Source organism: Shewanella sp. UCD-KL12, from assembly GCF_001957125.1.
GTDB lineage: Bacteria > Pseudomonadota > Gammaproteobacteria > Enterobacterales > Shewanellaceae > Shewanella.
In genome coordinates this window covers 66,873-89,644 of the sequence record NZ_MPHJ01000006.1, presented here as the reverse complement: position 1 = coordinate 89,644, position 22,772 = coordinate 66,873, and the positions used below count along the sequence as shown (strand labels likewise).

The 22,772-nt window shown below is 43.3% G+C and carries 23 protein-coding genes; 14 read left to right on the top strand and 9 right to left on the bottom strand.

Going from position 1 to position 22,772, the window contains the following annotated elements; translation table 11 throughout:
* Positions 1 to 21 precede the first annotated feature (21 nt).
* A complete protein-coding gene (gene nadK, locus BM736_RS12665; RefSeq protein ID WP_076412682.1) occupies positions 22 to 900 on the bottom strand; it encodes an NAD(+) kinase in 879 nt (292 codons plus the stop codon).
* 141 nt (positions 901 to 1,041) lie between these two features.
* Between nadK and grpE the strand changes: the two genes are divergently transcribed.
* Entirely contained in the window at positions 1,042 to 1,671 is a 630-nt protein-coding gene (gene grpE / locus BM736_RS12660) for a nucleotide exchange factor GrpE (RefSeq protein WP_076412680.1), read from the top strand.
* A gap of 99 nt (positions 1,672 to 1,770) precedes the next feature.
* On the opposite strand, the gene dxs is transcribed toward grpE, so the two are convergent.
* Genes dxs through xseB form a run of 3 tightly spaced genes read right to left on the bottom strand, consistent with a single transcriptional unit; the run spans position 1,771 to position 4,779 of the window.
* Entirely contained in the window at positions 1,771 to 3,636 is a 1,866-nt protein-coding gene (dxs, locus tag BM736_RS12655; RefSeq protein ID WP_076412678.1) for a 1-deoxy-D-xylulose-5-phosphate synthase, read from the bottom strand.
* A 21-nt stretch (positions 3,637 to 3,657) separates the two neighbouring features.
* Positions 3,658 to 4,539 (bottom strand): (2E,6E)-farnesyl diphosphate synthase, encoded by an 882-nt coding sequence (gene ispA, locus BM736_RS12650; RefSeq protein ID WP_076412676.1) that lies wholly within the window; start codon positions 4,537 to 4,539, stop codon positions 3,658 to 3,660.
* Positions 4,540 to 4,779 (bottom strand): exodeoxyribonuclease VII small subunit, encoded by a 240-nt coding sequence (gene xseB, locus BM736_RS12645; protein ID WP_076412674.1) that lies wholly within the window; start codon positions 4,777 to 4,779, stop codon positions 4,540 to 4,542.
* 499 nt (positions 4,780 to 5,278) lie between these two features.
* Here xseB and pomA point away from each other — a divergent pair, with 499 nt between their 5' ends.
* The 3 genes from pomA to thiI all read left to right on the top strand — a co-directional run bounded on the left by pomA (position 5,279) and on the right by thiI (position 8,643).
* Positions 5,279 to 6,046 carry a flagellar motor protein PomA gene (gene pomA / locus BM736_RS12640; protein WP_076412672.1) on the top strand — a complete coding sequence of 256 codons (768 nt, stop codon included), beginning with the start codon at positions 5,279 to 5,281 and terminating at the stop codon, positions 6,044 to 6,046.
* Positions 6,047 to 6,050: 4 nt separating this feature from the next.
* The gene (locus tag BM736_RS12635) at positions 6,051 to 7,028 is read left to right on the top strand and encodes a flagellar motor protein MotB (protein WP_076412670.1); all 978 of its coding nucleotides are present in this window, start codon (positions 6,051 to 6,053) and stop codon (positions 7,026 to 7,028) included.
* Positions 7,029 to 7,188: 160 nt separating this feature from the next.
* Positions 7,189 to 8,643 carry a tRNA uracil 4-sulfurtransferase ThiI gene (gene thiI, locus BM736_RS12630; RefSeq protein ID WP_076412668.1) on the top strand — a complete coding sequence of 485 codons (1,455 nt, stop codon included), beginning with the start codon at positions 7,189 to 7,191 and terminating at the stop codon, positions 8,641 to 8,643.
* Between the two features lie 501 nt (positions 8,644 to 9,144).
* On the opposite strand, the gene BM736_RS12625 is transcribed toward thiI, so the two are convergent.
* Positions 9,145 to 9,924: a GGDEF domain-containing protein gene (locus BM736_RS12625; protein WP_076412666.1), complete on the bottom strand. Its 780-nt coding sequence runs from the start codon at positions 9,922 to 9,924 to the stop codon at positions 9,145 to 9,147.
* 386 nt (positions 9,925 to 10,310) lie between these two features.
* Positions 10,311 to 10,538: a hypothetical protein gene (locus BM736_RS12620; protein WP_076412665.1), complete on the bottom strand. Its 228-nt coding sequence runs from the start codon at positions 10,536 to 10,538 to the stop codon at positions 10,311 to 10,313.
* A gap of 184 nt (positions 10,539 to 10,722) precedes the next feature.
* On the opposite strand from BM736_RS12620, the gene BM736_RS12615 reads away from it, so the two are divergent.
* The 4 genes from BM736_RS12615 (at position 10,723) to rlmM (ending at position 13,929) form a co-directional block, all read left to right on the top strand.
* Positions 10,723 to 11,634 carry a transcriptional regulator GcvA gene (locus BM736_RS12615; protein WP_076412663.1) on the top strand — a complete coding sequence of 304 codons (912 nt, stop codon included), beginning with the start codon at positions 10,723 to 10,725 and terminating at the stop codon, positions 11,632 to 11,634.
* Entirely contained in the window at positions 11,615 to 12,301 is a 687-nt protein-coding gene (locus tag BM736_RS12610) for an alpha/beta fold hydrolase (protein ID WP_076412661.1), read from the top strand. The genes BM736_RS12615 and BM736_RS12610 overlap by 20 nt, the downstream gene beginning before the upstream one ends.
* The gene (locus BM736_RS12605) at positions 12,294 to 12,683 is read left to right on the top strand and encodes a DUF423 domain-containing protein (protein WP_076412659.1); all 390 of its coding nucleotides are present in this window, start codon (positions 12,294 to 12,296) and stop codon (positions 12,681 to 12,683) included. Before BM736_RS12610 ends, BM736_RS12605 begins: the two co-directional genes overlap by 8 nt.
* A 163-nt stretch (positions 12,684 to 12,846) precedes the next feature.
* Positions 12,847 to 13,929 (top strand): 23S rRNA (cytidine(2498)-2'-O)-methyltransferase RlmM, encoded by a 1,083-nt coding sequence (gene rlmM, locus BM736_RS12600; RefSeq protein ID WP_076412657.1) that lies wholly within the window; start codon positions 12,847 to 12,849, stop codon positions 13,927 to 13,929.
* 363 nt (positions 13,930 to 14,292) lie between these two features.
* Here rlmM and BM736_RS12595 read toward each other — a convergent pair whose 3' ends face one another.
* A complete protein-coding gene (locus tag BM736_RS12595) occupies positions 14,293 to 15,300 on the bottom strand; it encodes an isocitrate dehydrogenase (protein ID WP_076412656.1) in 1,008 nt (335 codons plus the stop codon).
* A 310-nt stretch (positions 15,301 to 15,610) separates the two neighbouring features.
* Between BM736_RS12595 and BM736_RS12590 the strand changes: the two genes are divergently transcribed.
* The 6 genes from BM736_RS12590 to BM736_RS12565 all read left to right on the top strand — a co-directional run bounded on the left by BM736_RS12590 (position 15,611) and on the right by BM736_RS12565 (position 21,421).
* On the top strand, positions 15,611 to 18,412 hold the full coding sequence (locus BM736_RS12590) for a prolyl oligopeptidase family serine peptidase (protein WP_076412655.1): 2,802 nt from the start codon (positions 15,611 to 15,613) through the stop codon (positions 18,410 to 18,412).
* A gap of 85 nt (positions 18,413 to 18,497) precedes the next feature.
* Positions 18,498 to 19,160 carry a MarC family protein gene (locus tag BM736_RS12585; protein ID WP_076412653.1) on the top strand — a complete coding sequence of 221 codons (663 nt, stop codon included), beginning with the start codon at positions 18,498 to 18,500 and terminating at the stop codon, positions 19,158 to 19,160.
* Between the two features lie 31 nt (positions 19,161 to 19,191).
* Entirely contained in the window at positions 19,192 to 19,656 is a 465-nt protein-coding gene (locus tag BM736_RS12580; protein ID WP_076412652.1) for an isoprenylcysteine carboxylmethyltransferase family protein, read from the top strand.
* 62 nt (positions 19,657 to 19,718) lie between these two features.
* A complete protein-coding gene (locus BM736_RS12575) occupies positions 19,719 to 20,009 on the top strand; it encodes an antibiotic biosynthesis monooxygenase (protein ID WP_076412651.1) in 291 nt (96 codons plus the stop codon).
* 80 nt (positions 20,010 to 20,089) lie between these two features.
* The gene (locus tag BM736_RS12570; RefSeq protein ID WP_076412649.1) at positions 20,090 to 20,836 is read left to right on the top strand and encodes an SDR family oxidoreductase; all 747 of its coding nucleotides are present in this window, start codon (positions 20,090 to 20,092) and stop codon (positions 20,834 to 20,836) included.
* Between the two features lie 177 nt (positions 20,837 to 21,013).
* The gene (locus BM736_RS12565) at positions 21,014 to 21,421 is read left to right on the top strand and encodes a GNAT family N-acetyltransferase (RefSeq protein ID WP_306170166.1); all 408 of its coding nucleotides are present in this window, start codon (positions 21,014 to 21,016) and stop codon (positions 21,419 to 21,421) included.
* On the opposite strand, the gene BM736_RS12560 is transcribed toward BM736_RS12565, so the two are convergent.
* Entirely contained in the window at positions 21,408 to 21,794 is a 387-nt protein-coding gene (locus BM736_RS12560) for a DUF3192 domain-containing protein (protein ID WP_076412648.1), read from the bottom strand. The two genes, BM736_RS12565 and BM736_RS12560, sit on opposite strands and share 14 nt — an antisense overlap.
* Positions 21,795 to 21,930: 136 nt before the next feature.
* Entirely contained in the window at positions 21,931 to 22,689 is a 759-nt protein-coding gene (gene xni / locus BM736_RS12555) for a flap endonuclease Xni (protein ID WP_076413016.1), read from the bottom strand.
* Between the last annotated feature and the right edge of the window lie 83 nt (positions 22,690 to 22,772).

Sequence of the window (22,772 nt, the reverse complement as noted above, 5' to 3'; positions counted from 1 at the left end):
ATATTATTGAACCTTCTTAGGTTAAAAAAGTTTACTTCCCCAGCCTAGCTTATTGCGTAATACGTGAAAGTAGTTATGCCCCTTAGGGTGAATAAGCCTGAGCCGTTCATGACTTCTTTTAACCAATATCTCATCGCCAGGAAGCACTGGCAGGGCAACATGACCATCACAACTAACTTCAAGGTTATCGCCATTATCCGGTGACACGACCAATTTTATCTTACAACTGGCATCAACCACTATGGGTCTGCAAGAGAGGGTATGGGGAAACATGGGCACTAAGATTAGCGCTTCAAGGTTAGGCGTTAAAATAGCGCCACCAGCAGATAAAGAGTAAGCGGTTGAGCCTGTTGGCGTTGAGACTATCATGCCATCTGCACGCTGACTGTACATGAATACATCATCAATATAGACCTCAAATTCAATCATATGGGCAACTTTTCCAGGGTGTAACACAGCTTCATTGACCGCAGTGTTACTGGACTTCATATTGCCATGGCGATGGACTTCGGCTTCAAGCAGAAAACGAAATTCAGTTTCAAAGTGACCTTCGAGTACTTCGCCGAGGGCGGTTTCGAAAGAGTCTGGGGGAAGGTCGGTTAGGAAACCTAAGTTACCCCGGTTAACCCCAATCACACCGATATCAAATCTGGCTAATACCCGAGCCGCACCTAACATATTGCCATCACCGCCAACAACAATGGCTAAGTCGCATTGTTCACCTAATTCAAGCAGGTCGACAGAGTGACAGTGAGAGCCAACATCGGGAGCGACACGCTCCTCGACTAAGATATTAAACCCTTGCATAGATAACCAATGGTGCAAACGCTTTAAGGTTAAGTTTGTGCCATGGTGGTTGGGCTTTCCAATGAGGCCGATTGTTTGAAATGTTTTAGGCATATTTATCTGTTAGGACTTGAATCCGGTAATTTGATCCCCATAATATGTTCAGACAACTTGGCATGCGGGATCGAGCATTTTCAATTTATTTGAGTATATGCCCAGAGCATGCAGAAACAAAGCATTTTAGCTGGAGTAAGAATGAGCAACGAGTCAAGCAAAGCGGAACATGAACAAGTAGATGTAGCTGTTGAAGGCGAGATCCTTAGTGGCGTTGAAGGTGAAGTCAGAACAGATGAAGCCAGCCTGATGGATGAGTTAACTCAGGCTAATTTCCGTGTTGAAGAATTAGAGCAGGCACTAGCTGAGTCTCAAGCTAAAGTTGAAGAGCAGAAAGATTCAGTGACTCGCGCTGCTGCATCAGAAGCTAATATTCGTCGCCGTGCAGCACAAGATGTTGAGAAGGCACATAAATTTGCGCTAGAAAAGTTTGCTAACGAGCTTTTACCTGTTATTGATAACATGGAGCGCGCGCTGCAGGGGACTGATGCAGAAGCTGAAGCGACTAAAGCGATTTATGAAGGTGTTGAGCTAACGCTTAAGAGCTTTGTGGGTACAGTAGATAAGTTTGGCTTAAAAGTCGTCGATCCAATAGGCGAAGCGTTTAACCCTGAGCACCACCAAGCTATTGGTATGCAGCCAAGCCCTGAGTTCCCAGCAAATACTGTGATGATGGTAATGCAGAAGGGTTATATCTTAAATGACCGCTTATTACGCCCAGCCATGGTCATGGTGTCTCAAGGCGGCGGTTCTGTTGATACCCAAGCGTAATTTAAGCTTTAGCAGCTAGAATTCAGTTTCTAGTTGCGAGCAGTAATAAAAAAGACTGCCTTGGCAGTCTTTTTTATTACTTGAAATTACTGATTGGTATTACTTTAAGTACGCTTCTATCTGTTGCTGAATCCCTGCACTATCAAGCTTTAACTCAGCTAAAATCTCTTTTGAATCACCGTGTTTAATAAACTCATCTGGTAAGCCTATCTGTAACGTTGGGGTGAAGATCTTCAGTTTTTGTAGCAACTCTAATACACCAGACCCAGCGCCACCCATAACGGCATTTTCTTCTACTGTCACTAACACATCATGGCTTTGCGCAAGCTGGGTGATCAGTTCAACATCGAGTGGCTTAACGAAGCGCATATCTGCAACAGTAGCATCGAGTGCTTCGGCTGCAGTGAGTGAGCTCGCCATCAGTGTGCCAAAGTTGAGTATGGCGATTTTTTTACCTTGGCGCTTAACTAGCCCTTTACCGATAGGTAATGCAGTCATCTCTTCTATCTGTAGCTCACCTGTAGCACTACCTCTTGGGTATCGCACTGCAGTTGGCCCATCTTGATAGCAGTAGCCGGTATAGAGCATCTGACGACACTCATTCTCGTCACTCGGTGCCATGATAACCATATTAGGAATATGACGCATAAAGCTTAAGTCAAACGCGCCTTGGTGCGTCGGGCCATCGGCGCCAACAATACCACCACGATCGATGGCAAACAGGACAGGTAGCTTTTGCAAAGCAACATCGTGAATGAGTTGATCGTACGCGCGCTGCAGGAATGTCGAATAGATGGCGACGACAGGCTTAAGTCCTTCACAGGCGAAACCTGCTGCTAAAGTCACTGCATGCTGCTCAGCAATCGCGGCATCAAAATACTGTTTAGGAAAACGCTGTGAGAACTCAACCATGCCAGAGCCTTCTCGCATAGCAGGAGTGATACCCAGTACTTTTTCATCTTGCTGCGAGATATCGCAAAGCCATTTACCGAACACTTGCGAGAAGGTTGGGTTTGCAGGCTTTGACGCTGGCTTTTCGAAGGTCGAAGGGTCAAATTTGGGTACTGCATGCCAGCCAATAGGATCTTTTTCAGCAGGCTCATAACCACGGCCTTTCTTGGTCATGATATGGAGTATCTGTGGGCCAGAAAGGTTACGCATGTTACGCATTGTTTCAACTAAAGCATCAACATCATGGCCATCAATTGGGCCAATATAGTTAAAGCCTAGCTCTTCAAACATGGTGCCAGGTACGACCATGCCCTTTAAATGTTCTTCGGTACGCTTGGCCATCTCTTTAATGGTTGGCATACCCTTTAGTACTTTCTTACTGCTCTCTCTAATCGTGGTATAGAGACGACCAGACATGAGCTGAGCAAGATGATTATTTAGTGCACCAACATTTTCAGAGATAGACATCTCATTATCATTGAGGATCACTAACATATCATTGTGAAGGTCACCGGCATGGTTCATGGCTTCAAAGACCATACCACCTGTCATGGCTCCATCACCTATGACAGAGACGACTTTACGTCCAGCTTGCTCTTTTTCTGCTGCAACAGCCATCGCTAGTGCGGCACTGACCGATGTACCTGAGTGCCCTACACTGAAGGTGTCGTACTCACTCTCTTCACGCCACGGGAAGGGGTGTATGCCTCCCTTTTGGCGAATGGTATGCATTTTATCACGACGTCCGGTCAGTATCTTATGTGGGTAGGCTTGATGTCCTACATCCCAGATAAGGCGATCGAATGGGGTGTTATAAACGTAATGAATCGCGACCGTTAGCTCAACGGTGCCAAGTCCTGAGGCGAAGTGACCACTAGATTTACCGACAGATTTAAGCAAAAAGCTTCTAAGCTCGTCAGCCAGTTTAGGCAGCAAGGTTTGAGGGAGCTGTCTTAGCTCATCTGGGGTATTAGCCTGCGCAAGCACAGGGTATTTAGAAATGTCCAAACTCATCGAGATATCGTGTCTCTTTTATTAAACTCTTCGCTCTATGATATATCGGGCGAATTGGGCGATTAACTGACTATTGTATGGTAATTTTGTCAGCGCTGATAGAGCATCGTCAATCAAACTTGTGGCAGTGGCTTGTGCGCCAGCTAATCCGAGTAGTTGAGGGTAGGTGCTTTTATTTGAATCACAGTCAGAACCTTGAGGTTTTCCAAGCTCTTCGGTACTCGAAGTGATATCGAGAACATCATCTTGTACCTGGAATGCTAATCCTATTGCGTCAGCAAATTCCATGAGCCTTGTTTGCTCTTCCTGTGGTAATTGGGCTGCAATCATAGGTAACTCGACTGCGCAGCGTATTAAGGCACCCGTTTTCAAATTATGTAATCGAGTTAACGTCGCTAAATCAATTTGTTTGTCGGTGGCGCTTAGATCCATCGCCTGTCCGCCACACATGCCTGAGTAGCCAGAGGCTTTAGCCAGTGCACTAACCATCGCGAGGTTTTGCTGCGGCTCGATATCTTCGATAGGTTGGCAGAGGATCTCAAATGCTAATGCTTGCAATGCATCGCCTGCCAAAATTGCCGTTGCTTCATCAAATGCGATATGTACCGTAGGTTGACCACGGCGTAATGCGTCATCATCCATTGCGGGTAGATCGTCATGGATCAATGAGTAAGCATGGACACATTCGATAGCAGCTGCACAACTATCAAGCTTCTCTAGTGGAATGTTGAGCATTTCCCCAATCGCGTACACGAGAAAAGGTCTGATTCGTTTACCACCAAGAAGAGCGCCATGTTTGATCGCTGCAATGAGCTTAGGATCAGTGACTGCTTGGGCATCAATGACCTGTTCTAACTGGTTATCAACGCGTTTCTGGTATCGAGTGATGGTATCGGCTAACACTTACTCGCCCTCAGGTGTAAATGTAGTTAAAGAGGCTGCTTCATCTTCTTGCATCAGTATAGCCACTTTTTGTTGCGCTTGTTCTAGCTTACCTTGGCTATTTCGAACAAGCTTTATGCCTCTTTCGAACTGCTTTAAAGCATCATCGAGAGAAACATCGCCCTGTTCAAGATCTGAGACTATACGTTCCAGTTCTGTAAGGGATTCTTCAAAAGTGAGATTTTCAGGTTTTTTAGCCACGGCAAGGATTCCTAGAAATAAGCGAGAGACAAGGTATCTCAGGCGGCGTCAAGGGTCAAATCCCGCTGCTGTATATTTGTGCGATAGCACGCTTTACAGAGGTTTTTTTATAAAAAATTGAATTTGAAGCTAAACTTGCGTGTAAGCTGTCCGATAATTGTAAGGTGGAGCATTTTTTTATCTGAGTGATATCAGCGAACGCTGATTAATTTAATTCTGCTGAGATTTCATTCGTCATAAGGGCTAATAGCGTCGTTTAGTCATGGGAAGTGTTTATTAAGGTCATGATTATTTAGAATTATGTCTGATTTGCAATGACGGCTTTGCTGATAATCGTTAAAATTAAATTTGTAGCAGAACGCTTTCGACTAAAGAGAAGGTAGGTTAGCTACAAGAAGAAAGTATATAAGTTCACTATTACGTAAAGTGAATGGCATTTTTTAAAGTATTTCTTACTGATCTGAGGTGACTCAGGAATCAGTTTATTTAAGGAGCAGTTGTGGATTTAGCAACCCTGATCGGACTTATCGGTGCATTTGGATTTATTATTGGCGCAATGGTCAGTAGTGGTGGTATTGCGATTTTCATCGATGTTCCCTCTGTATTAATTGTGCTCTGTGGTTCCCTTTTCGTGGTCATGATGAAATTCAACCTGAAGTCATTTTTGGGGGCGATGAAAATTGGCGTCAAAGCTTTTATGTTTAAGATTGATAAGCCTGATGAATTAATTGAACAGTCAGTGACTATGGCCGACGCCGCTCGTAAAGGGGGCTTTTTAGCGTTGGAAGAAGCCGAAATCACCAATAGTTTTATGCAAAAAGCGGTCGATATGTTGGTTGATGGCCATGATGGTGATGTGGTTCGTGATGCGCTTGAGAAAGATATAGCCTTGACCGAAGATCGCCATAAAGCTGGGGTGAGCATTTTTCAGACCCTAGGCGATGTCGCGCCAGCGATGGGAATGATTGGTACCCTGATTGGACTGGTTGCCATGTTATCAAATATGGATGACCCTAAATCTATCGGGCCTGCGATGGCTGTTGCACTGTTAACGACCTTATATGGCGCAGTTGTGGCCAACATGATTGCCATTCCGATTGCGGGTAAATTAGAGCTGCGTATGAAAGAGGAGATGCTTAACCGCAACTTGATCATGGATGCGGTTCTTGCCATTCAAGATGGACAAAACCCAAGGGTCATTGAGGGCTTCCTGAAGAATTACCTATCTGAAAAACAAAGACAAATAGACACGACGGACGGGGAGTGATCCCATGGCGAAGAAGGTTAAGTGTGACTGTCCACCACCCGGCGCCCCCTTGTGGCTAGCAACGTTTGCCGATCTTATGTCGCTGTTGATGTGCTTTTTCGTACTCTTGCTGGCTTTCTCAGAGATGGATGTAATGAAGTTTAAGCAGATCGCAGGCTCAATGAAATATGCTTTTGGTGTGCAAAATAAGGTAGAGGTAAAAGATATCCCTAAGGGGACTTCGGTCATAGCATTAGAGTTTAGACCTGGGCGACCAGAGCCTACGCCTATTGAGATTATTAACCAACAAACTAATGAGATGACTGAACAAACGATTGAGTACCAGGCTGGCGAGGATGACAGCGCAGGTGGTGTTCAGCAGCAGCGTGGTGAGCAACGTGGTGGTGAGGCATCATCTACTGCACAGCAACAAGATGACGCAAAATCTGAGTCTAAGTCCGAGTCAGAGTCAGAGGCTAAAGCCAAAGAGGAGTCTGAAGCTGAGGCTGCAGCTCAAGAGAATATTAATGATCAAGTGAAGAAGATGGCCCAAGAGCTCAATAAAGAGATTGTTGATGGTGCTATTGAAATCGAGTCTTTAGGACAGCAGATCATTATTCGAATTCGTGAAAAAGGGGCGTTCTCATCGGGCTCAGGTTTTCTGCAGCCAAGGTTCAAGCCTGTTATTCGTCGGGTCGGTGAGCTGTTAAAAGATGTACCAGGTATTGTGACTGTGTCAGGACATACTGATGATATGAATATCAGTAATGAACTGTACAGTTCTAATTGGGATCTCTCTAGCAAACGCGCCGTTGCTGTGGCTCATGAACTCATTCGAGTCAGGGGCTTCGATCAGCAGAGAATGAAAGTGGTCGGTATGGCTAACTCTGACCCACTTGTTGATAATGATTCTGCAGGCAATCGTGCGCGTAATCGTCGCGTGGAGATAGCTATAGAGCAAGGTAAGCCAAAAGAGTCTGATGAGATTTTGGTCGGACCTTAGAGTATCGCTCTTTAAATCTAACAGAGGAGGTGCCATGCATCTCCTTTTTTTATCTATGTAGTGTTATGGGATAAATCAATTCAACGTAGGCAATCTTTGTCGCTTCTTGGTATAATACCGCCCAATATTATTTAATGGCTTTACCCCCCGGAAGACCCTGATGAAATTTATCGTAAAACTGTTCCCTGAAATCATGATGAAAAGCAAACCGGTAAGAATGCGTTTTACCAAGATGCTTGAAACCAATATTCGCAATGTACTTAAAAAAGTTGATGAATCTGCGAAGGTTAAGCGTGATTGGGATAAAATCATGGTTATGGTGCCAAACGATAGACCTGACTTAGTTGAGGCTTTTGCTGAGCGTCTGGCGTGTATTCCTGGGATCGCACATGTTTTGCAAGTGAATGAAAGTACCTTTGAGTCGGTCGATGATATTTATCAACAGACCTTAGCCCTGTATAAAGATGAACTGGCAGGTAAGACTTTCTGTGTGCGAGTCAAAAGAGCGGGTAAGCATGAGTTTAAATCTATTGAAGTTGAGCGTTATGTTGGTGGCGGCTTAAATCAGTTTACTGAAGCTAAAGGGGTTAAGCTTAAAAACCCTGATATGACGATTAACTTAGAGATTGATAGAGAAAACCTTTATCTAGTCGTTAATCGCATTCAAGGCCTAGGCGGCTTCCCTATGGCAACACAAGAAGATGTTCTGTCACTGATCTCCGGTGGCTTTGACTCTGGCGTGTCGAGTTACCAATTTATCAAGCGTGGTTCAAGAACCCACTATTGCTTCTTTAACTTAGGTGGCGATCAGCACGAGATAGGTGTTAAGCAGGTGGCTTACCACCTGTGGCAGAAGTATGGTGAATCTCACAAGGTGAAGTTTGTCTCTGTGCCATTCGATCCTGTCGTCACTGAGATCCTTGAGAGAATTGATAATGGCCAGATGGGGGTTATCCTCAAGCGTATGATGATGCGTGCAGCTGCCAAAGTTGCTAGAAAAATGGGTATTCAAGCACTGGTAACGGGTGAGGCTATGGGACAGGTTTCTAGTCAGACTTTGACAAACCTTAATGTCATTGACCGTTGCACAGACCAACTAATCCTTCGTCCGTTAATTGCTATGGATAAGCAAGATATTATCAATATCAGCCGAGAAATTGGTACTGAAGACTTTGCTAAGTCGATTCCTGAGTATTGTGGTGTGATCTCTCAAAAACCAACGGTAAAAGCGGTATTATCTAAAGTTGAATCTGAGGAGGAGAAGTTCTCTGAAGATCTGATTGACCGTGTTATCGAAGCGGCAGAGGTAATTGATATCCGTGAGATTGCCAAGAGTGTAGATAAACAAATCGCTTCAACAGAAACCGTTGATGTTATCGACAGTAACGAAGTGATTATCGATGTTAGATCACCTGAAGAGGAGGAGCGTGATCCTCTGAGTGTTGATGGCGTTGAAGTTAAAACTATCCCTTTCTTTAAGCTAGCGACTCAATTTGCCGATCTTGCTAAAGATAAGACCTATCTGTTGTATTGTGACCGTGGTGTCATGAGCAAACTACAGGCGCTCTATCTTCAGGAGCAGGGCTATGAAAATGTAAAGGTCTACCGTCCATAGTAGAACTTAGTGTTAAGTCACGATACTTATTAATAAAAAACCGCATTTAAATGCGGTTTTTTGTTTTCAGCCCTAAACCACCGACTTCAGTAGGTGGTTATCATCAATTAGGCTTTGCCTGAAAGTATCTTGTTAAAGTGAGACCATCTGGTGAGAGTCGATCATTGTTTCTATGGGCTACACAGCTTATAAGTTCATTCAGGTATAGCCTTTTTATGCCAGATGTCGTGCAGAGGTTTAGCGAGTAGTGCAGTGCAAGCTTCTAAATCAGTGCTGGAACTGTTCCATTCATTTACCTGCATTCCCTGCCATCCATAGCGGTCAGTGATTTAGTAGAGCCTATAGGGATATATTTACGGCGACTTGCAGATGCACGGTAGCTAAAGCTCCCTTATAGGGGGCTAATACAAAGCCACCTGCTTCAGAAGGTGGATTCTTTACTTTCAGCCCTAAATCTAAACACTCAGAGTTTGGCTGCTCTACATCAGGTTGTTATACCGGTTATAAGGAACGACATAAGTGTGGGCTGAAGTGTGACTTATCTGGTGCTAGATAACGCTTCACTCTATTCTTTCCTGCCTGCTTTGCTTCTATTAAGGCTTCCTCTACATTGGCTAAAGCTATCTCTACACTCTCGTTACTCTCCCATATCGTGAAACCAATGCTACATGTAATAGGAAACGAGCTCCCCAGTAACTGTTGGCTTAAAGCGTTACAGATAGTCTCAGGAAGAGATAGGGTTTGATTAGCAATATCTGGGATGAAAATTAAAAAGCGGTCGTCGACCCAGCGTACCAGTAAACTCTCTTTTGGTAGCTGTAGTTCTAAATAGCGGCTAACAGCGATTAAAATCTCATCACCAATGCTATTGCCATAGAGTGAGTTGACCCTTCTAAAGTCATCTATATCAATCTCAATGAGGCTGTAAACATTATTGTTAGCTTTGGCTTTGTCATGATAGCTATTGAGCTTTAGTTGCCCTGAGCGTCTATTGAGTAAGTTTGTAAGCGGATCTCGCATAGAAAGGTGCTCGAATGCTTGGGTAACATCACCTAGCTCTATAATGCGGCGGTAACTAAAGAGCAACAAACTGACAGTTAAACTGACCCCTAATGGAATAAGCTCATCTAATTCCCACGCTTCTTGGTCCCTTGATAGATGATAAAGCCACTCAAGCATGTCAATGTTTATGAAAAGCATAAGCATTGCTAAGTTAAAAACAACTAAAATGACGGTCTCTTTAATTAAAGATGGGCGACTAAAGTAATCGATTGGAGGCATGGTCCCTGCCTGCTTTTATGTGCATTGATGTATTACATTGCCTGATTTTTGTTCAGAATGATAATGCTTTTTGTTAGTGTTATTAGATTGGACTGGTTTTATCGTTAGCTAAGATCAAAGAGCGGGATGGATTAAACTCTGTATCTTAATAACTTAATCTTAATAACTTAATCTTAATAACTTAGTGGACTTAGTCTCGCTAGACTTGGAAGTTGAGTGAGTAAGAGAGAAAATATAGTGGGAGTGACATGGTGGTAGGAACTAAAAAGCCGCATCACTGGTTAGTACTAACTCAGTATAAATGCGGCTTTATCCTCTAAATGCTAATCACTTAATGTTAATGACTTAAACGTTAATAGCTTAAGTGTGAGTAGCTGTAAGGCGATTTACTCTGCGTGATTGACGTTAGCAGTTGTTTCAGCTGTTTTTTCTTCAGCAACTAACATAGCATTCAAATCTTCATTTAGATTTTGATGCATTAACTCCATGCCTTCAGCAAGTTCAGCTGAGATAGTGGCGTGTAGGTCAGTGGTATCGATAACAAGCTCATCAGCACTGACAGTCGTTGCAGTTGAAAGGAAAGCAAGTACAAAAACAGTTTTAAGGTTTAGCATATTCGGTCGCCTCCAGGCGGGGATATTTCGTGTTGTCAGACACTCCCCAGTTACGTCGTAGAGGCTGTCTAACTATATTCATTTCGATGGCGTGAAATTTAACCAAAAACACTTCCCTTTTCAAACGATAAAATGTAACAATGAGGATTAGAAAAACTAATCATAAAATGAGATCGGGATCACTATGTCAAGACGATTACCTCCACTAAATGCTGTTAAGGCATTTGAGGCCGCAGCCAGACATCTTAGCTTTACTCGAGCCGCCGAAGAACTATTTGTGACCCAGGCCGCAGTGAGCCATCAAATTAAGGCATTAGAGGAGTATTTGAGCCTTAAGTTGTTTCGTCGTAAGAACCGTTCTTTGTTATTAACTGAGGAGGGGCAAGGTTATTTTTTGGATATCAAAGATATTTTTGTTCAGCTTGCAGATTCTACTGACAGGTTACTGGCCAGAAGTGCGATTGGCTCACTCACCGTAAGCATGTCCCCAAGTTTTGCTATTCAATGGTTAGTGCCAAGACTGGCTAAGTTTAGTGAGAATAATCCAGATATCGACGTCAGAATTAAAGCGGTTGATGATGACGATGATGCTCTGGCCGATGATGTCGATGTCGCTATATTTTATGGCCAAGGTAACTGGGCGGGTTTACGTGCTGATAAGCTGAGAAATGAGGTCTTAATTCCTGTTTGTTCTCCGCTGCTTTTAAATGGTCCTAAACCACTTGAAAAGCCAAGCGATCTTAGAAATCATACTCTTTTACATGATACCAGTCGTCATGATTGGCAGGCGTGGTTTAGACATTGTGGGATTAATGATATTAATGTGAATCAAGGTCCCATATTTAGTCATTCATCACTTGTATTACAAGCGGCTGCACATGGGCAGGGTATTGCATTAGGTTATAGCGTATTAGCTAGGCCTGATATCAAGGCTGGGAGACTCGTGTGTCCGTTCCAAGAGGTCTTAGTTAGCAAAGATGCCTATTACCTTGTTTGCCAACAAAACCATGCAGAGGTCGGTAAGATCGCAGCATTTAGAGAATGGATGTTAGATATGTTTGAAGAGGAGTCTCGCAGTGAGCTGCTTCCAGGTTAATGCCCCCTTAGAGGATGAAGGTTTACTGCCGAGTGAGTGCCTTGTCGATGGAAAGCCTCATGATACGCTCATCATATTTACCCATGGTGCAGGTGCGAATATGCATAGTGACTTTATGCAGGAGATGGCCAAAGGTTTAGCGGCCAAGGGCGGCGATCTTGGTATTGGTGTTTTGAGATTTAATTTTCCCTATATGAGAGCAAACGCTATAGATGGTAAGCGTCGTCCACCAGATCGTGCTCCTAAGATACTTAAAGACTTTAATATACATATTAAGGCAATCAGAGAAGCCTACTCACCAAAGAGGATAATCTTATTGGGGAAGTCGATGGGGGGGCGAATGGGGGCGATTCTTGCTGAAGAGACAAAGGTAGATGCTGTGATCTGTCTTGGCTATCCTTTTATTGCGTTAAAAGGTGGAGAGCCTAGGCTGGCACCCATTGAAGCGTGCCGTGCTCCGCTATGTGTGATTCAGGGGGAGCGCGATAAGTTTGGCGCTAAAGGTCAGGTTGAGTTATGGCCTGTAATGAATAAGGTAAAGCTGCATTGGTTGACTGACGGAGATCATAGTTTTAAACCGAGAAAGTCGTCAGGGACAACACAAGAGGCTAATCTGGCACTGGCTATGTCACATTGTATAGAGTTTATTCGGGGGTTAGATGCATAAAGGTTTTCTGTTATTGGCTGCACTCAGTGGATTTATTTCGGTGGCCTTTGGTGCATTCGGTGCACACGGGTTAAAGCAGGTTGCCACACCTGAGATGATTGCTATTTTTAACTTAGGTGTGGAATATCAGTTCTATCATACCTTTGCATTGATCACCGTTGCCTTTGCTGGTCATTGGATATCATCGAGACTACTGGTTTGGGCTGGCTACCTGTTTATTGCCGGTATCGTGTTCTTTTCGGGCTCTTTATACCTTTATGCATTAATTGGCGCCAAATGGACCGGGCCGATAACACCTATCGGTGGTTTTTGCTTCCTCATCGGCTGGTTGTTTATCGCATTAGCTGTATGGCGTAACCGAGTCGTGGAGCTGGACGATTAATTTGATCCCTGCTTTTTATCATATATACGCCGTTGTTGGCTGAATATGACCATACAGTGTAGAATGGCGACCATTATAAAGATGGTCGCCATTTTTTTACCAATTATGTATTTGCAACATCCGATGTTGAACGTCTCAACGTCGTCTAGTGTCAGGAATTTTGATGATTAACCTATTTTTGTTTTGCCGTGCAGGCTATGAAAAAGATTGTGCTGCAGAGATCCAACAGCGGGCCGCTGAACTCGATATTGGTGGTTTTGTAAAAACCAACAATAATGATGCCTATGTCATTTTTCAATGTTTTCAGCCTGGTGATGCCAGTGTTCTTGCACAAAAAATTGAATTGGATTCATTGATATTTGCCCGACAGATGTTTGCGGCTAAAGCGATATTGAAGAATCTGCCAGAGCAGGACAGAATTAGCCCTATATTAGACGCTTTATCTGAAGTGAATAAAGCGGGCGAGCTTAGGGTTGAGACGCCAGATACTAACGAAGCTAAGGAGTTATCTAACTTCTGTCGTAAGTTTACTGTGCCATTGCGTCAAAAGCTGAAAAAGGCCGGTACCTTGCTTGAAAAGGAAAACCCTAGACGCCCAATCCTTCATGTGTGCTTCGTCGCGCCTGGAACTGCCTATGTTGGTTTTTCACTAAGTAACAATAGTTCGCCATACTATGGCGGGATCCCTAGGCTTAAAATGGCTGCTGATGCGCCAAGCCGATCAACACTTAAGCTCGATGAAGCTTTTATTCACTTCATTCCAAAAGAGGAGCAGGAGGAGCGCTTGAGTAGCGGCATGAACTCTGTCGATCTTGGTGCTTGTCCGGGTGGTTGGACATATCAACTTGTTCGCCGAGGCATGTTTGTCGCAGCTGTTGATAATGGGCCTATGGCTGAAAGCTTAATGGAGACTGGTCAAGTTAAGCATTATCAGGCGGATGGTTTTCGGTTTGAACCACCTAGAAAAAATATTCACTGGCTGGTATGTGACATGATTGAAAAGCCATCTCGAGTGGCTGAACTTATTGAAGCTTGGGCGATCAATGGTTGGTTTAAAGAGGCTATTTTTAATCTTAAATTGCCGATGAAGAGCCGTTATAAAGATGTATCTACGATTCTTGCGACCATGGAAGAGATCTTGAAAGAAAACGGTATCAACCATTTTGAGATGTCATGCAAACACCTGTATCACGATCGCGATGAAGTCACAGTTCACTTAAGGTTAAATCCGCCACAAGCTAAGTAATACCAATCGGTATAAAGATGTGGCCATTTAGCGAGAGTTTAGCGCTTGTGAGACAAGGCAACGAGTGAGAGACATAGTTATTCTACGTTTAAGCTCGTTAACGCAGTATCAGAAGTGCTAAAACTCGCCTTCTAGGAGTTTTTTTGGCAGCCTACTTCTGTGTTGAATAAGCTCAAAAGGGATCACCATTCCCTCACTTATTCGCCTTGAATTAAGCCGCCAAAAATAACTCTGAACTGGCCACTTTCTTATTCCGATTGGTATAATAGTTTTAGAACTTTGAAAAGAAAAATGCCTAGATTGAAGAATCTAGGCATTTTTTATTAATCTTTCTCGGTTATAACGCCGAGGTAGAGATTATTTTTACAGACGGTCAATTACAGCTTGAGTGAAATCAGTCGTACCATGAGTACCACCTAAGTCACGCGTAGTGCGATCGCCTTCAGCGATTACAGCGGAAACTGCATTGCGAATGTTCTCTGCTTTATCAGCCATACCTAAGTATTCCAGCATCTGGATTGACGCTAAGATCACCGAAGTTGGGTTTGCTAAGTTTTTACCAGCAATATCAGGTGCGCTGCCGTGAACCGCTTCAAAAATTGCCGCATCTTTACCTATGTTAGCACCAGGTGCCATACCTAGGCCGCCAACTAAACCAGCACAAAGATCTGAAAGGATGTCACCAAATAAGTTTGTAGTAACAATCACGTCGAAGATCTCTGGATTCATAACCAGCTTCATACACGTTGCATCGACAATCATCTCTTCAGTGGTGATGTCTGGGTAACGCTTGCTGACTTCACGGGCTACTTTCAGGAATAGACCTGAAGTTGACTTCATGATGTTAGCTTTGTGTACGATAGTGACTTTCTTGCGGTTTTCTTTACGTGCAAGCTCGTAAGCAAACGTCGTGATCTGCTCTGCGCCTTGACGAGTGATGATACTCGTCGCTTCAGCTGTTGCGCCATCTTCAGATAAAGTCTGCCCAAGACCTGAGTACATGCCCTCAGTGTTCTCACGAACAGTAATGATATCGATATCTTCATAACGCGCCTGAGTTCCTTTAAAAGAAACAACTGGGCGGATGTTGGCATAAAGACTGAATTTCTTACGTAAGGTAACATTAATTGATGTAAAGCCTTCACCAACGGGAGTCGTTAATGGGCCTTTCAGAGTAATGCCATTTTTCTCGATCATATCGAGTGTGCGCTGAGGGAGTAGTTCCCCATGCTTTTCTAGTGCAGTTAAACCGGCGTCGGCAAATTCGTAATCGAAATCACAACCTGCTTTATCAAGGATCTTTATTGCTGCATCGATAATACTTGGTCCAATCCCATCACCAGGGATCACGGTTATCATTCTTTTTGACATGGAGAGTCCTTCCACGGTTGGTCGTTACTGCTACTGTCTGATCACCGCAAATTAGGGTGACACTACGACTTGGAATTATTTCTTATTGTTCACTTCTTTATTTTAAACAACTTTATACATTTTTCACAGGAAATAGTGAGCAATCTCACATTTTTTTCGGTAGTGTTACTTGCAATAAATAGGGCTTATGACGATGATTGATCGTTTAAGGTTAAAAAAGACTACTTTAGTCTAATAAAATCAGAAAAATGCTTAAGAAAACGAATAGAAAACAGTTAACAAAATATTAAAATAAGAAATGAGGAAGACCTTGAAGTCATTACCAATTGCATCTTTGATATTTATATCGACGAGTTTACTCTCTGCTAGCACATATGCGGCCTCAACGATTGATCCCATAACCCCAAATGAGATCATGCATTTTGAATCTTTGAAAAAACCTATTGTGTCTGACTCAGGTACGACGTTAGCTGTAGAGGTGTCGCCAGATAGGGGGGATAGTCATGGTTTAGTCAAACTACTGGACTCATCTAAAACCTTTAACCTTGAAGGGGCCTCAAAGCCAAAAATTAGCGCTGATGGTCGTTTTGTTGCCTTTAGCGTAAAAACACCTCTACTTGAGCTTGAGAAGGCTTCTAAGAAAGAGAAAAAGAAGCTGAAAGCAGGGATGGTGTTGCTTGATACTGTATCGGGCAAAGAGACCCGTTTTGAGCGGGTGAAAGAATTTGAGTTCAATGACACGAGTAGCTACCTCGCGATCTGGTATGAAGCTGATGAAGATAAGTCTGCTAAAAAAGGCGATGCAGCTAAAGCCGATAGCGATAAAGAGATAAAAGTTGATAAGTTTGATAAAGGTACACCTTTTGAACTGGTGTCTTTAAAAAATGCTAGCGCTCAAAAAGTTGCCAATGTCACTGACTATTACTTTGATAGAAGTGGAAAACATCTTGTTGTAGCAAGTAATAGTAGTAAAACTAAAGTTCATCAACTGGTTTTATTTAACCTGACTGACAATAGTAAAGAGATCGTACGTCAATACAGCAACCAGCAAATTGGTGATGTCTCTTTGAGTGATGATGGCAAATATATCGCATTTACTCATGGTGACGCCGAAATCCCTCCCTATGGGCGTGTCTACCAGTTATCACTTTTTAATATAGCAACGTCAGATGTTAAGGCCACACCGACATCTAAAGAGTGGAAATTAAACCGATATACAGAGTTAAGGTTTTCTGAAGATAGCCAGCGATTGTTCTTTGGGCGCGTTCCCCACGTTAGCCAACAAGTTGAGCTGGCTAAAATTGAGAAGCAAGCTGACCTGTTTGATGAGTCAATCGTAACTGGCCAACGCAAACTTCGCATTTGGCATGGTGATGACGCGCGTATTAAGCCCAATGAAATAAAGCAGTATGAGAAAGAGCAAAAGCGCACTTATCTTGCTGTTTTACATCTAAGTGGCAATAATTTAGTTCAGCTTGCAGATGAAAGTGTGCCTGATGTTGAACTGCAAGAGCAAACTCGTTTTGTACTCGCCAGCTCTGATATCCCTTACCGTAAAATGATCACGTGGGCTGGTTTTTATCGTGATTACTATCTGATTGATCTTAATACTGGGCGTAAAATACCGGTTTTAACTCAGCAACCGAGCAGTGAAGATCCTATTCTTTCGCCAAAGGAGCGATTCGTTACCTATTATCAGCAAGGTAATGTGTATCTCTATCAAATCTCGGAAGATAGACGTACAAATATTACCCAAGCGCTGAAGGTATCATTTGCCAATGAAGATCATGATTACCCATCAAATGCTCCAGGCTATGGCTTTGGTCCTTGGCTTGCCGATGATGCTGGTTTCTTAGTTTATGATAAATATGATATTTGGCAGGTTAATACTGAGTCTCACGAAGCATTTAAACTTACTGCAGGCAAAGGGCGTAAGCAAGGTATTCAATATCGTGTAACGGGTCTAGTAGAGGATAAGAATCATCCAGATGTGCTAGCGCATGATCAGCAAGTTTTACTTCATGGCTATAACGAAAAAACTAAGGGTGATGGCTTTTACCGTTCAAAAATAGGTGTGTCGGGTGTCGCTACCTTAATGGAGGGGGACTATAAAATTAAGCCTGTTGCCCGCAGTAAGGATGCACAAACGATAGCGTTCACTAAAGAGCGTTATGACCTGTTCCCTGATATCTATACTGCAGATTATTCAGCACCAGAAAAAGCGACTAAGCAAACAGATTTAGATGCTCAAAAGCGCCAATATAACTGGAGTGAGTCTGAGTTAGTTCACTGGACAAATGGTGACGGTCAACCACTCGACGGGGTACTGATTAAGCCAACTAACTATGTTGAAGGTCAGCGCTACCCAGTTCTTGTGTACTTTTATCGCTTTATGAGCGATAGGTTACATGCGTTTCCACAGATGAAGATTAACCATAGACCCAATTTTGCTTGGTTTGCTGATAACGGTTATGCCATTTTCCTTCCCGATATCCGCTTTGAAGTTGGGTACCCTGGCGCAAGTTCAGTGCAGGCTTTGACCTCTGGAGTACAGAAGCTGATTGAGATGGGTGTTGCAGATCCTGATGCTATTGGTATCCAAGGTCACTCTTGGGGAGGCTATCAAACGGCATTTGCTGTCACGCAAACACATATCTTTAAAGCTGCTGTCACCGGCGCGCCAGTATCTAATATGACAAGTGCCTATAGCGGTATCCGTCATGGTAGTGGTTTAGCGCGTCAGTTCCAGTATGAAACAGGCCAGAGCCGCATCGGCGAAAGCCTGTTTCGCTCACCACAGAAATATATAGAGAACTCACCAATATTTTATGCCGAGCGTATCAAGACTCCTATGATGATTATGTTTGGTGATAAAGACGATGCAGTGCCGTGGGAGCAAGGTATTGAATTATATTTGGCAATGCGCCGTGCAGGGAAAGATGTGGTCTTCTTACAGTATCAAGATGAGCCACATCACCTGAAGAAGTACCCTAACAAACTAGATTACAGTATTCGCATGATGGAGTATTTTGAGCATTACCTTAAAGGAAAACCAGCCCCAAGTTGGTTAACTCAAGGTGAAGCTTATACTGAGTATAAAAAAGCAGACTGATTAGCCTGCTATATTGTTTCGTGATCAAAAGTAAAAGCCGAGTTTTGACTCGGCTTTTTGCCAAAAACCTTAAGGAGATAGATATATGGATGGACTCTGGCTACACATGGGCACAGTTTTTATGGGGTTCTTTGCCATTATGAACCCTATTGCGAACGTACCGATTTTTTTAGGCTTGACCTCAGAAGAGGATGAAGCAACCACCAAAGCTATCGCATTTCGAGCCTTGCTGTTGGCGTTTATTATCATCACGTTATTCTCGTTAACGGGGCAGTATATTTTTACTTTGTTTGGTATCTCATTGTCAGCATTCAGGATCACTGGTGGCCTATTGGTTTTCTTGATTGGCTTTCATATGCTTCAAGGTAACAACTCAAGTGTGCACCATCCCGATCATCAGCAATTGGCTGAAAGCAAACAAAATGCCACCGATAAAGCATTGGCCCGTGAAGCGGCATTGAGCATTGCCGTGTCCCCTTTAGCCCTCCCTATTCTTGCAGGCCCTGGGACGATAGCGACGGCGATGAGTTTTTCAGCAGGCGGAGGCATAGAGGAGATGCTAATTACTATCGGGGCTTTTGGTCTGCTTTGTGCCATTACTTACGGGTTCTTTATTTCTGGTGGAAAGTTAGTGGGCTTTTTAGGTAGTGCCGCTTTAGGGGCTATTACTCGTATGATGGGGCTGATTTTAGCCGTTATTGGTACTCAGATGGCAGTTGAAGGCATAAAGGGCGCTTTTAACCTGTAACGCTTCGGTCGACTAAAATTAGGACATTAAAATGAACGATGACAAAGGTGCTGGAGTGCGTGTACCTCCACCATTAATTTTTATTAGCTTTATGTTGCTTGCTGTCGCCATTGAACTGTTGCTGCCACTTAATATGGTACTACCAAGGTTGATTGTTGTTTTGGGGGGAGGATTAATCATTGCGGGGATAGCGACCTTACTGTATTTAGCCATACAGTTTAGGCGAGTAAAAACCAATATTGAGCCGTGGAAGCCGACTTCATCAATTATAACCTCTGGCCTCTACGCTTATTCAAGAAACCCCATCTATTTGGCTTTTTGCACAGTGACTATCGGCTTAGGATTATTTTTCAGCCATATCTGGTTATTGCTTAGTGCTCTGCCATCTTGCATAGTTGTTTACTGTTTAGCAATCCGGCCTGAAGAGCGTTATTTAACGGCAAAGTTTGGTGATGAGTATCGGGAGTATCTACAGCGAGTTAGGCGTTGGATATAGCTGATTCTAGTTTTAGGTAAACAGCTGGCTCTGCTTTCGCATAATAAGTATGGAATATTAATATGATATTGGAAGTTGCAATCTTAAATGTGAGGCATGGGCAAAGTAAGGCGTTTGAAGTCGCTTTTGAGCAAGCTCAATCGATTATTTCAAGTATGGATGGTTACCTTTCTCATCAACTCCAAAAATGTGTTGAGAGGGATAATCGCTATATCTTACTCGTAAATTGGCAGTCTATTGAAGATCATACCCAGGGTTTTAGAAAATCACCAGAGTACCAAGAGTGGCGTGCATTACTGCATCATTTCTATGACCCTTTTCCCGATGTTGAACACTATCAGTCAGTGTTTTGATTGTGTCCCGAGTTTGGGGGGCAGCTTCATTTATTGAGAGGTTTTCATCTCGACTTTACTGTGATCTCTAAGGAGTAAATATGAAAAAAGTAGCTTTAGTCACTGGTGGTGGTCGTGGCATAGGCGCTGCAACAGCGCGATACTTGGCAAATCATGGTTATGCCGTTGCTGTAAATTACAAGCAAAATCAGGCTGCTGCTGAGAGCCTCGTGAAGGAGTTACAAGACTCAGGCTTCGAAGCCATCGCGCTGCAGGCTGATGTTTCGAGTGAGAAGCAAGTTATTGGCATGTTTGATGACTTAGATAAGGGGCTTGGGCGTATCACGGCTTTAGTGAATAATGCGGGAATATTAAAACCACAAATGAAAGTGGTTGATATGACAGCTGAGCGTATCAATAAAGTCTTAACCACCAATGTCACGAGTTACTTCTTATGTTGCCGTGAGGCGGTGAGACGAATGTCGATTAACTCTGGGGGCTATGGAGGGGCTATCGTCAATGTGTCATCTGCTGCGTCTAGAGTGGGGGCTCCGGGAGAATATGTCGATTATGCAGCATCAAAAGGGGCGGTTGATACGCTAACTACAGGTTTATCTATTGAGGTTGCCAATGACAGCATTCGGGTGAATGGTGTTAGACCTGGTTTTATTAACACCTCAATGCATGCCGATGGTGGAGAGCCTGAAAGAGTCAAACGTTTAGCGCCAACTATCCCCATGGGGCGAGGCGGGGAGCCTGAGGAGGTTGCAGCAGCAATCGCTTGGCTGCTATCTGATGAAGCTTCTTATGTGACAGGCAGCTTTATTGACCTTGCTGGCGGTAAATAATAGATATGGGGAATACCTTACGGAACTTGAAAGTACCTCAAATACGCACTAAGAGATGCTTGATCACCCTGTTGCAGCATTATGATTATCAACGCCTACAGGATTATTATCTCTCGAACAGTGAACACCTTTCTCCATGGGAGCCCGTAAGAGAGTGAATACTTTACTGAGTCTTCCATGAGGAAACGCTTGCAAGCGAGTAATGAGCAGTTTGTTCAAGGTGATGCGGTACACTTTGTGGCCCTACCGATAAATGATGATCCTGATTTTGCTGAGATTATTGGAGTGTGCAACTTTACTAATATTGTTAGGGGGCCTTTTCAGGCATGTCATTTAGGTTACTCTGTTGCTGAAAAGTATCAGGGGCAGGGCTTGATGCATGAGATATTACACGCTGGAATCGATTATATGTTTGATGAGTTAAAGCTGCATCGAATCATGGCGAACTATATGCCTGCAAAAACGCGAAGCGGTAAGTTGTTACAAACGCTTGGGTTTGAAAAAGAGGGCGTTGCCAAATCTTACTTAAAGATTGCAGGGAAATGGCAAGACCATGTGTTAACCGCTAAGGTTAACTCCCTATAGATGCTGATAAGTATTGGTCGTAGGTATCAGCTCCCCAAGCAATAAGCTTTTGGTTCTTAAAAAGAAGAGGGGTACATTCATCTCTGGTTGTTTCACCATCTGATTTTGCATGGTGAGTACGGTAAAAGAGCACCTGAAGTGCATCATCCCCAGTGATTTTTGCCTCTGAGAAGTCAGCTTTTCCCATCAGTAGCTTTATATCCGATATGTTAAGCCCTATGGTTAGATCTGCTAGTTTTGAGTTGTTAAATACCTGCCTATCTTCCCAGTGCATCTCATCTGGGGTTGGCTCATAAACAAGAACCACTACCGCGACAAAAGCGGTATAAGCAGCAAAAATTGAGCCTATAATGACAGGAACTTTAGATTTCATCTGTGTTTTAATCCTTGAAAACTGAATGGACGTATATAAGTTGTATCAGCATTGATACATAAGATACTCAATTAACGCCCAAGGGTAAATATTAACAAGGCAACTTAATGTTTACATTTTGTGTCAAAGTACTTAACTACACAGGTAATCGAAACTGACTCAAATTTGCTTTAAGAGGCATATCCGTTTGTAGCTGCACTAATTTGTAGCTTAAGCGAGCCATCTGCTTACCTGACTCGAGCTTCTTTGCTTGCTTAGCACCTACCTTGTCAATTGAGCTATATATATTGGCAAGGGAGCGAAATATCTTTAACAGTTCAATTGCTGACTTTGGCCCTATTCCTGGTACGCCAGGGATTTTATTACCACTGTCTCCAGCTAAGGCTAAGTAATCAATAAACTGAGAATGCTGTACACCCAGCTTACTCTCTCTCTCTTCAATAGTGAGATATGACTGATTGAAGTGATCCCATCTTTTTATATTGGGGTGATTGAGTTGAGTAAAGCCTTTGTCGGTTGAGACTATGATAGCTTGGCCGCCACTGATAGCCAGTTTAGTCGCCAGTGTAGCAATAACATCGTCGGCTTCAGAGTCTGCATCAAGTGAGTTGATATCTATCTCAGTGAGTTTAATTTTAAGCTCTGGTAGGTAGCGAGATAGCGCTTGGGGCATAGGTTTACGGCCCTTCTTATAATCTTCAAATAGTGTTTTTCGCCATGAGATCTCATCGCCATCCCAAACAATTGCTGCGTGAGTCGGCTGATGGTATTGCAGTAGTTTTTTACAAGCCGAAGAGACTCTCACATCAAGCCCTGAAATATCATCTTCATTAGGCTGAGCTGCATGGATACGACGTACCAAATTAAGGCCGTCAATAATCAAAAATGTGTTCATCAGGTTTATTGTTTTTTTAATTTTATGTAATGGTGATAGAAAGACCATCAGAGACCAACAAGGGGTCTCTGATAGTAGAAGGT

Excerpts from the sequence above, each read along its gene's own strand:
- grpE (WP_076412680.1), top strand. The coding sequence starts at position 1,042 with ATGAGCAACGAGTCAAGCAAAGCGGAACATGAACAAGTAGATGTAGCT.
- BM736_RS12560 (WP_076412648.1), bottom strand. The coding sequence starts at position 21,794 with ATGAAATCTAAAGTTCCTGTCATTATAGGCTCAATTTTTGCTGCTTAT.
- rlmM (WP_076412657.1), top strand. The coding sequence starts at position 12,847 with ATGATTAACCTATTTTTGTTTTGCCGTGCAGGCTATGAAAAAGATTGT.
- BM736_RS12605 (WP_076412659.1), top strand. The coding sequence starts at position 12,294 with ATGCATAAAGGTTTTCTGTTATTGGCTGCACTCAGTGGATTTATTTCG.
- BM736_RS12575 (WP_076412651.1), top strand. The coding sequence starts at position 19,719 with ATGATATTGGAAGTTGCAATCTTAAATGTGAGGCATGGGCAAAGTAAG.
- BM736_RS12595 (WP_076412656.1), bottom strand. The coding sequence starts at position 15,300 with ATGTCAAAAAGAATGATAACCGTGATCCCTGGTGATGGGATTGGACCA.
- BM736_RS12615 (WP_076412663.1), top strand. The coding sequence starts at position 10,723 with ATGTCAAGACGATTACCTCCACTAAATGCTGTTAAGGCATTTGAGGCC.
- BM736_RS12620 (WP_076412665.1), bottom strand. The coding sequence starts at position 10,538 with ATGCTAAACCTTAAAACTGTTTTTGTACTTGCTTTCCTTTCAACTGCA.
- BM736_RS12565 (WP_306170166.1), top strand. The coding sequence starts at position 21,014 with ATGAGGAAACGCTTGCAAGCGAGTAATGAGCAGTTTGTTCAAGGTGAT.
- BM736_RS12585 (WP_076412653.1), top strand. The coding sequence starts at position 18,498 with ATGGATGGACTCTGGCTACACATGGGCACAGTTTTTATGGGGTTCTTT.
- nadK (WP_076412682.1), bottom strand. The coding sequence starts at position 900 with ATGCCTAAAACATTTCAAACAATCGGCCTCATTGGAAAGCCCAACCAC.
- BM736_RS12635 (WP_076412670.1), top strand. The coding sequence starts at position 6,051 with ATGGCGAAGAAGGTTAAGTGTGACTGTCCACCACCCGGCGCCCCCTTG.
- thiI (WP_076412668.1), top strand. The coding sequence starts at position 7,189 with ATGAAATTTATCGTAAAACTGTTCCCTGAAATCATGATGAAAAGCAAA.
- BM736_RS12580 (WP_076412652.1), top strand. The coding sequence starts at position 19,192 with ATGAACGATGACAAAGGTGCTGGAGTGCGTGTACCTCCACCATTAATT.
- BM736_RS12570 (WP_076412649.1), top strand. The coding sequence starts at position 20,090 with ATGAAAAAAGTAGCTTTAGTCACTGGTGGTGGTCGTGGCATAGGCGCT.
- BM736_RS12625 (WP_076412666.1), bottom strand. The coding sequence starts at position 9,924 with ATGCCTCCAATCGATTACTTTAGTCGCCCATCTTTAATTAAAGAGACC.
- dxs (WP_076412678.1), bottom strand. The coding sequence starts at position 3,636 with ATGAGTTTGGACATTTCTAAATACCCTGTGCTTGCGCAGGCTAATACC.
- xni (WP_076413016.1), bottom strand. The coding sequence starts at position 22,689 with ATGAACACATTTTTGATTATTGACGGCCTTAATTTGGTACGTCGTATC.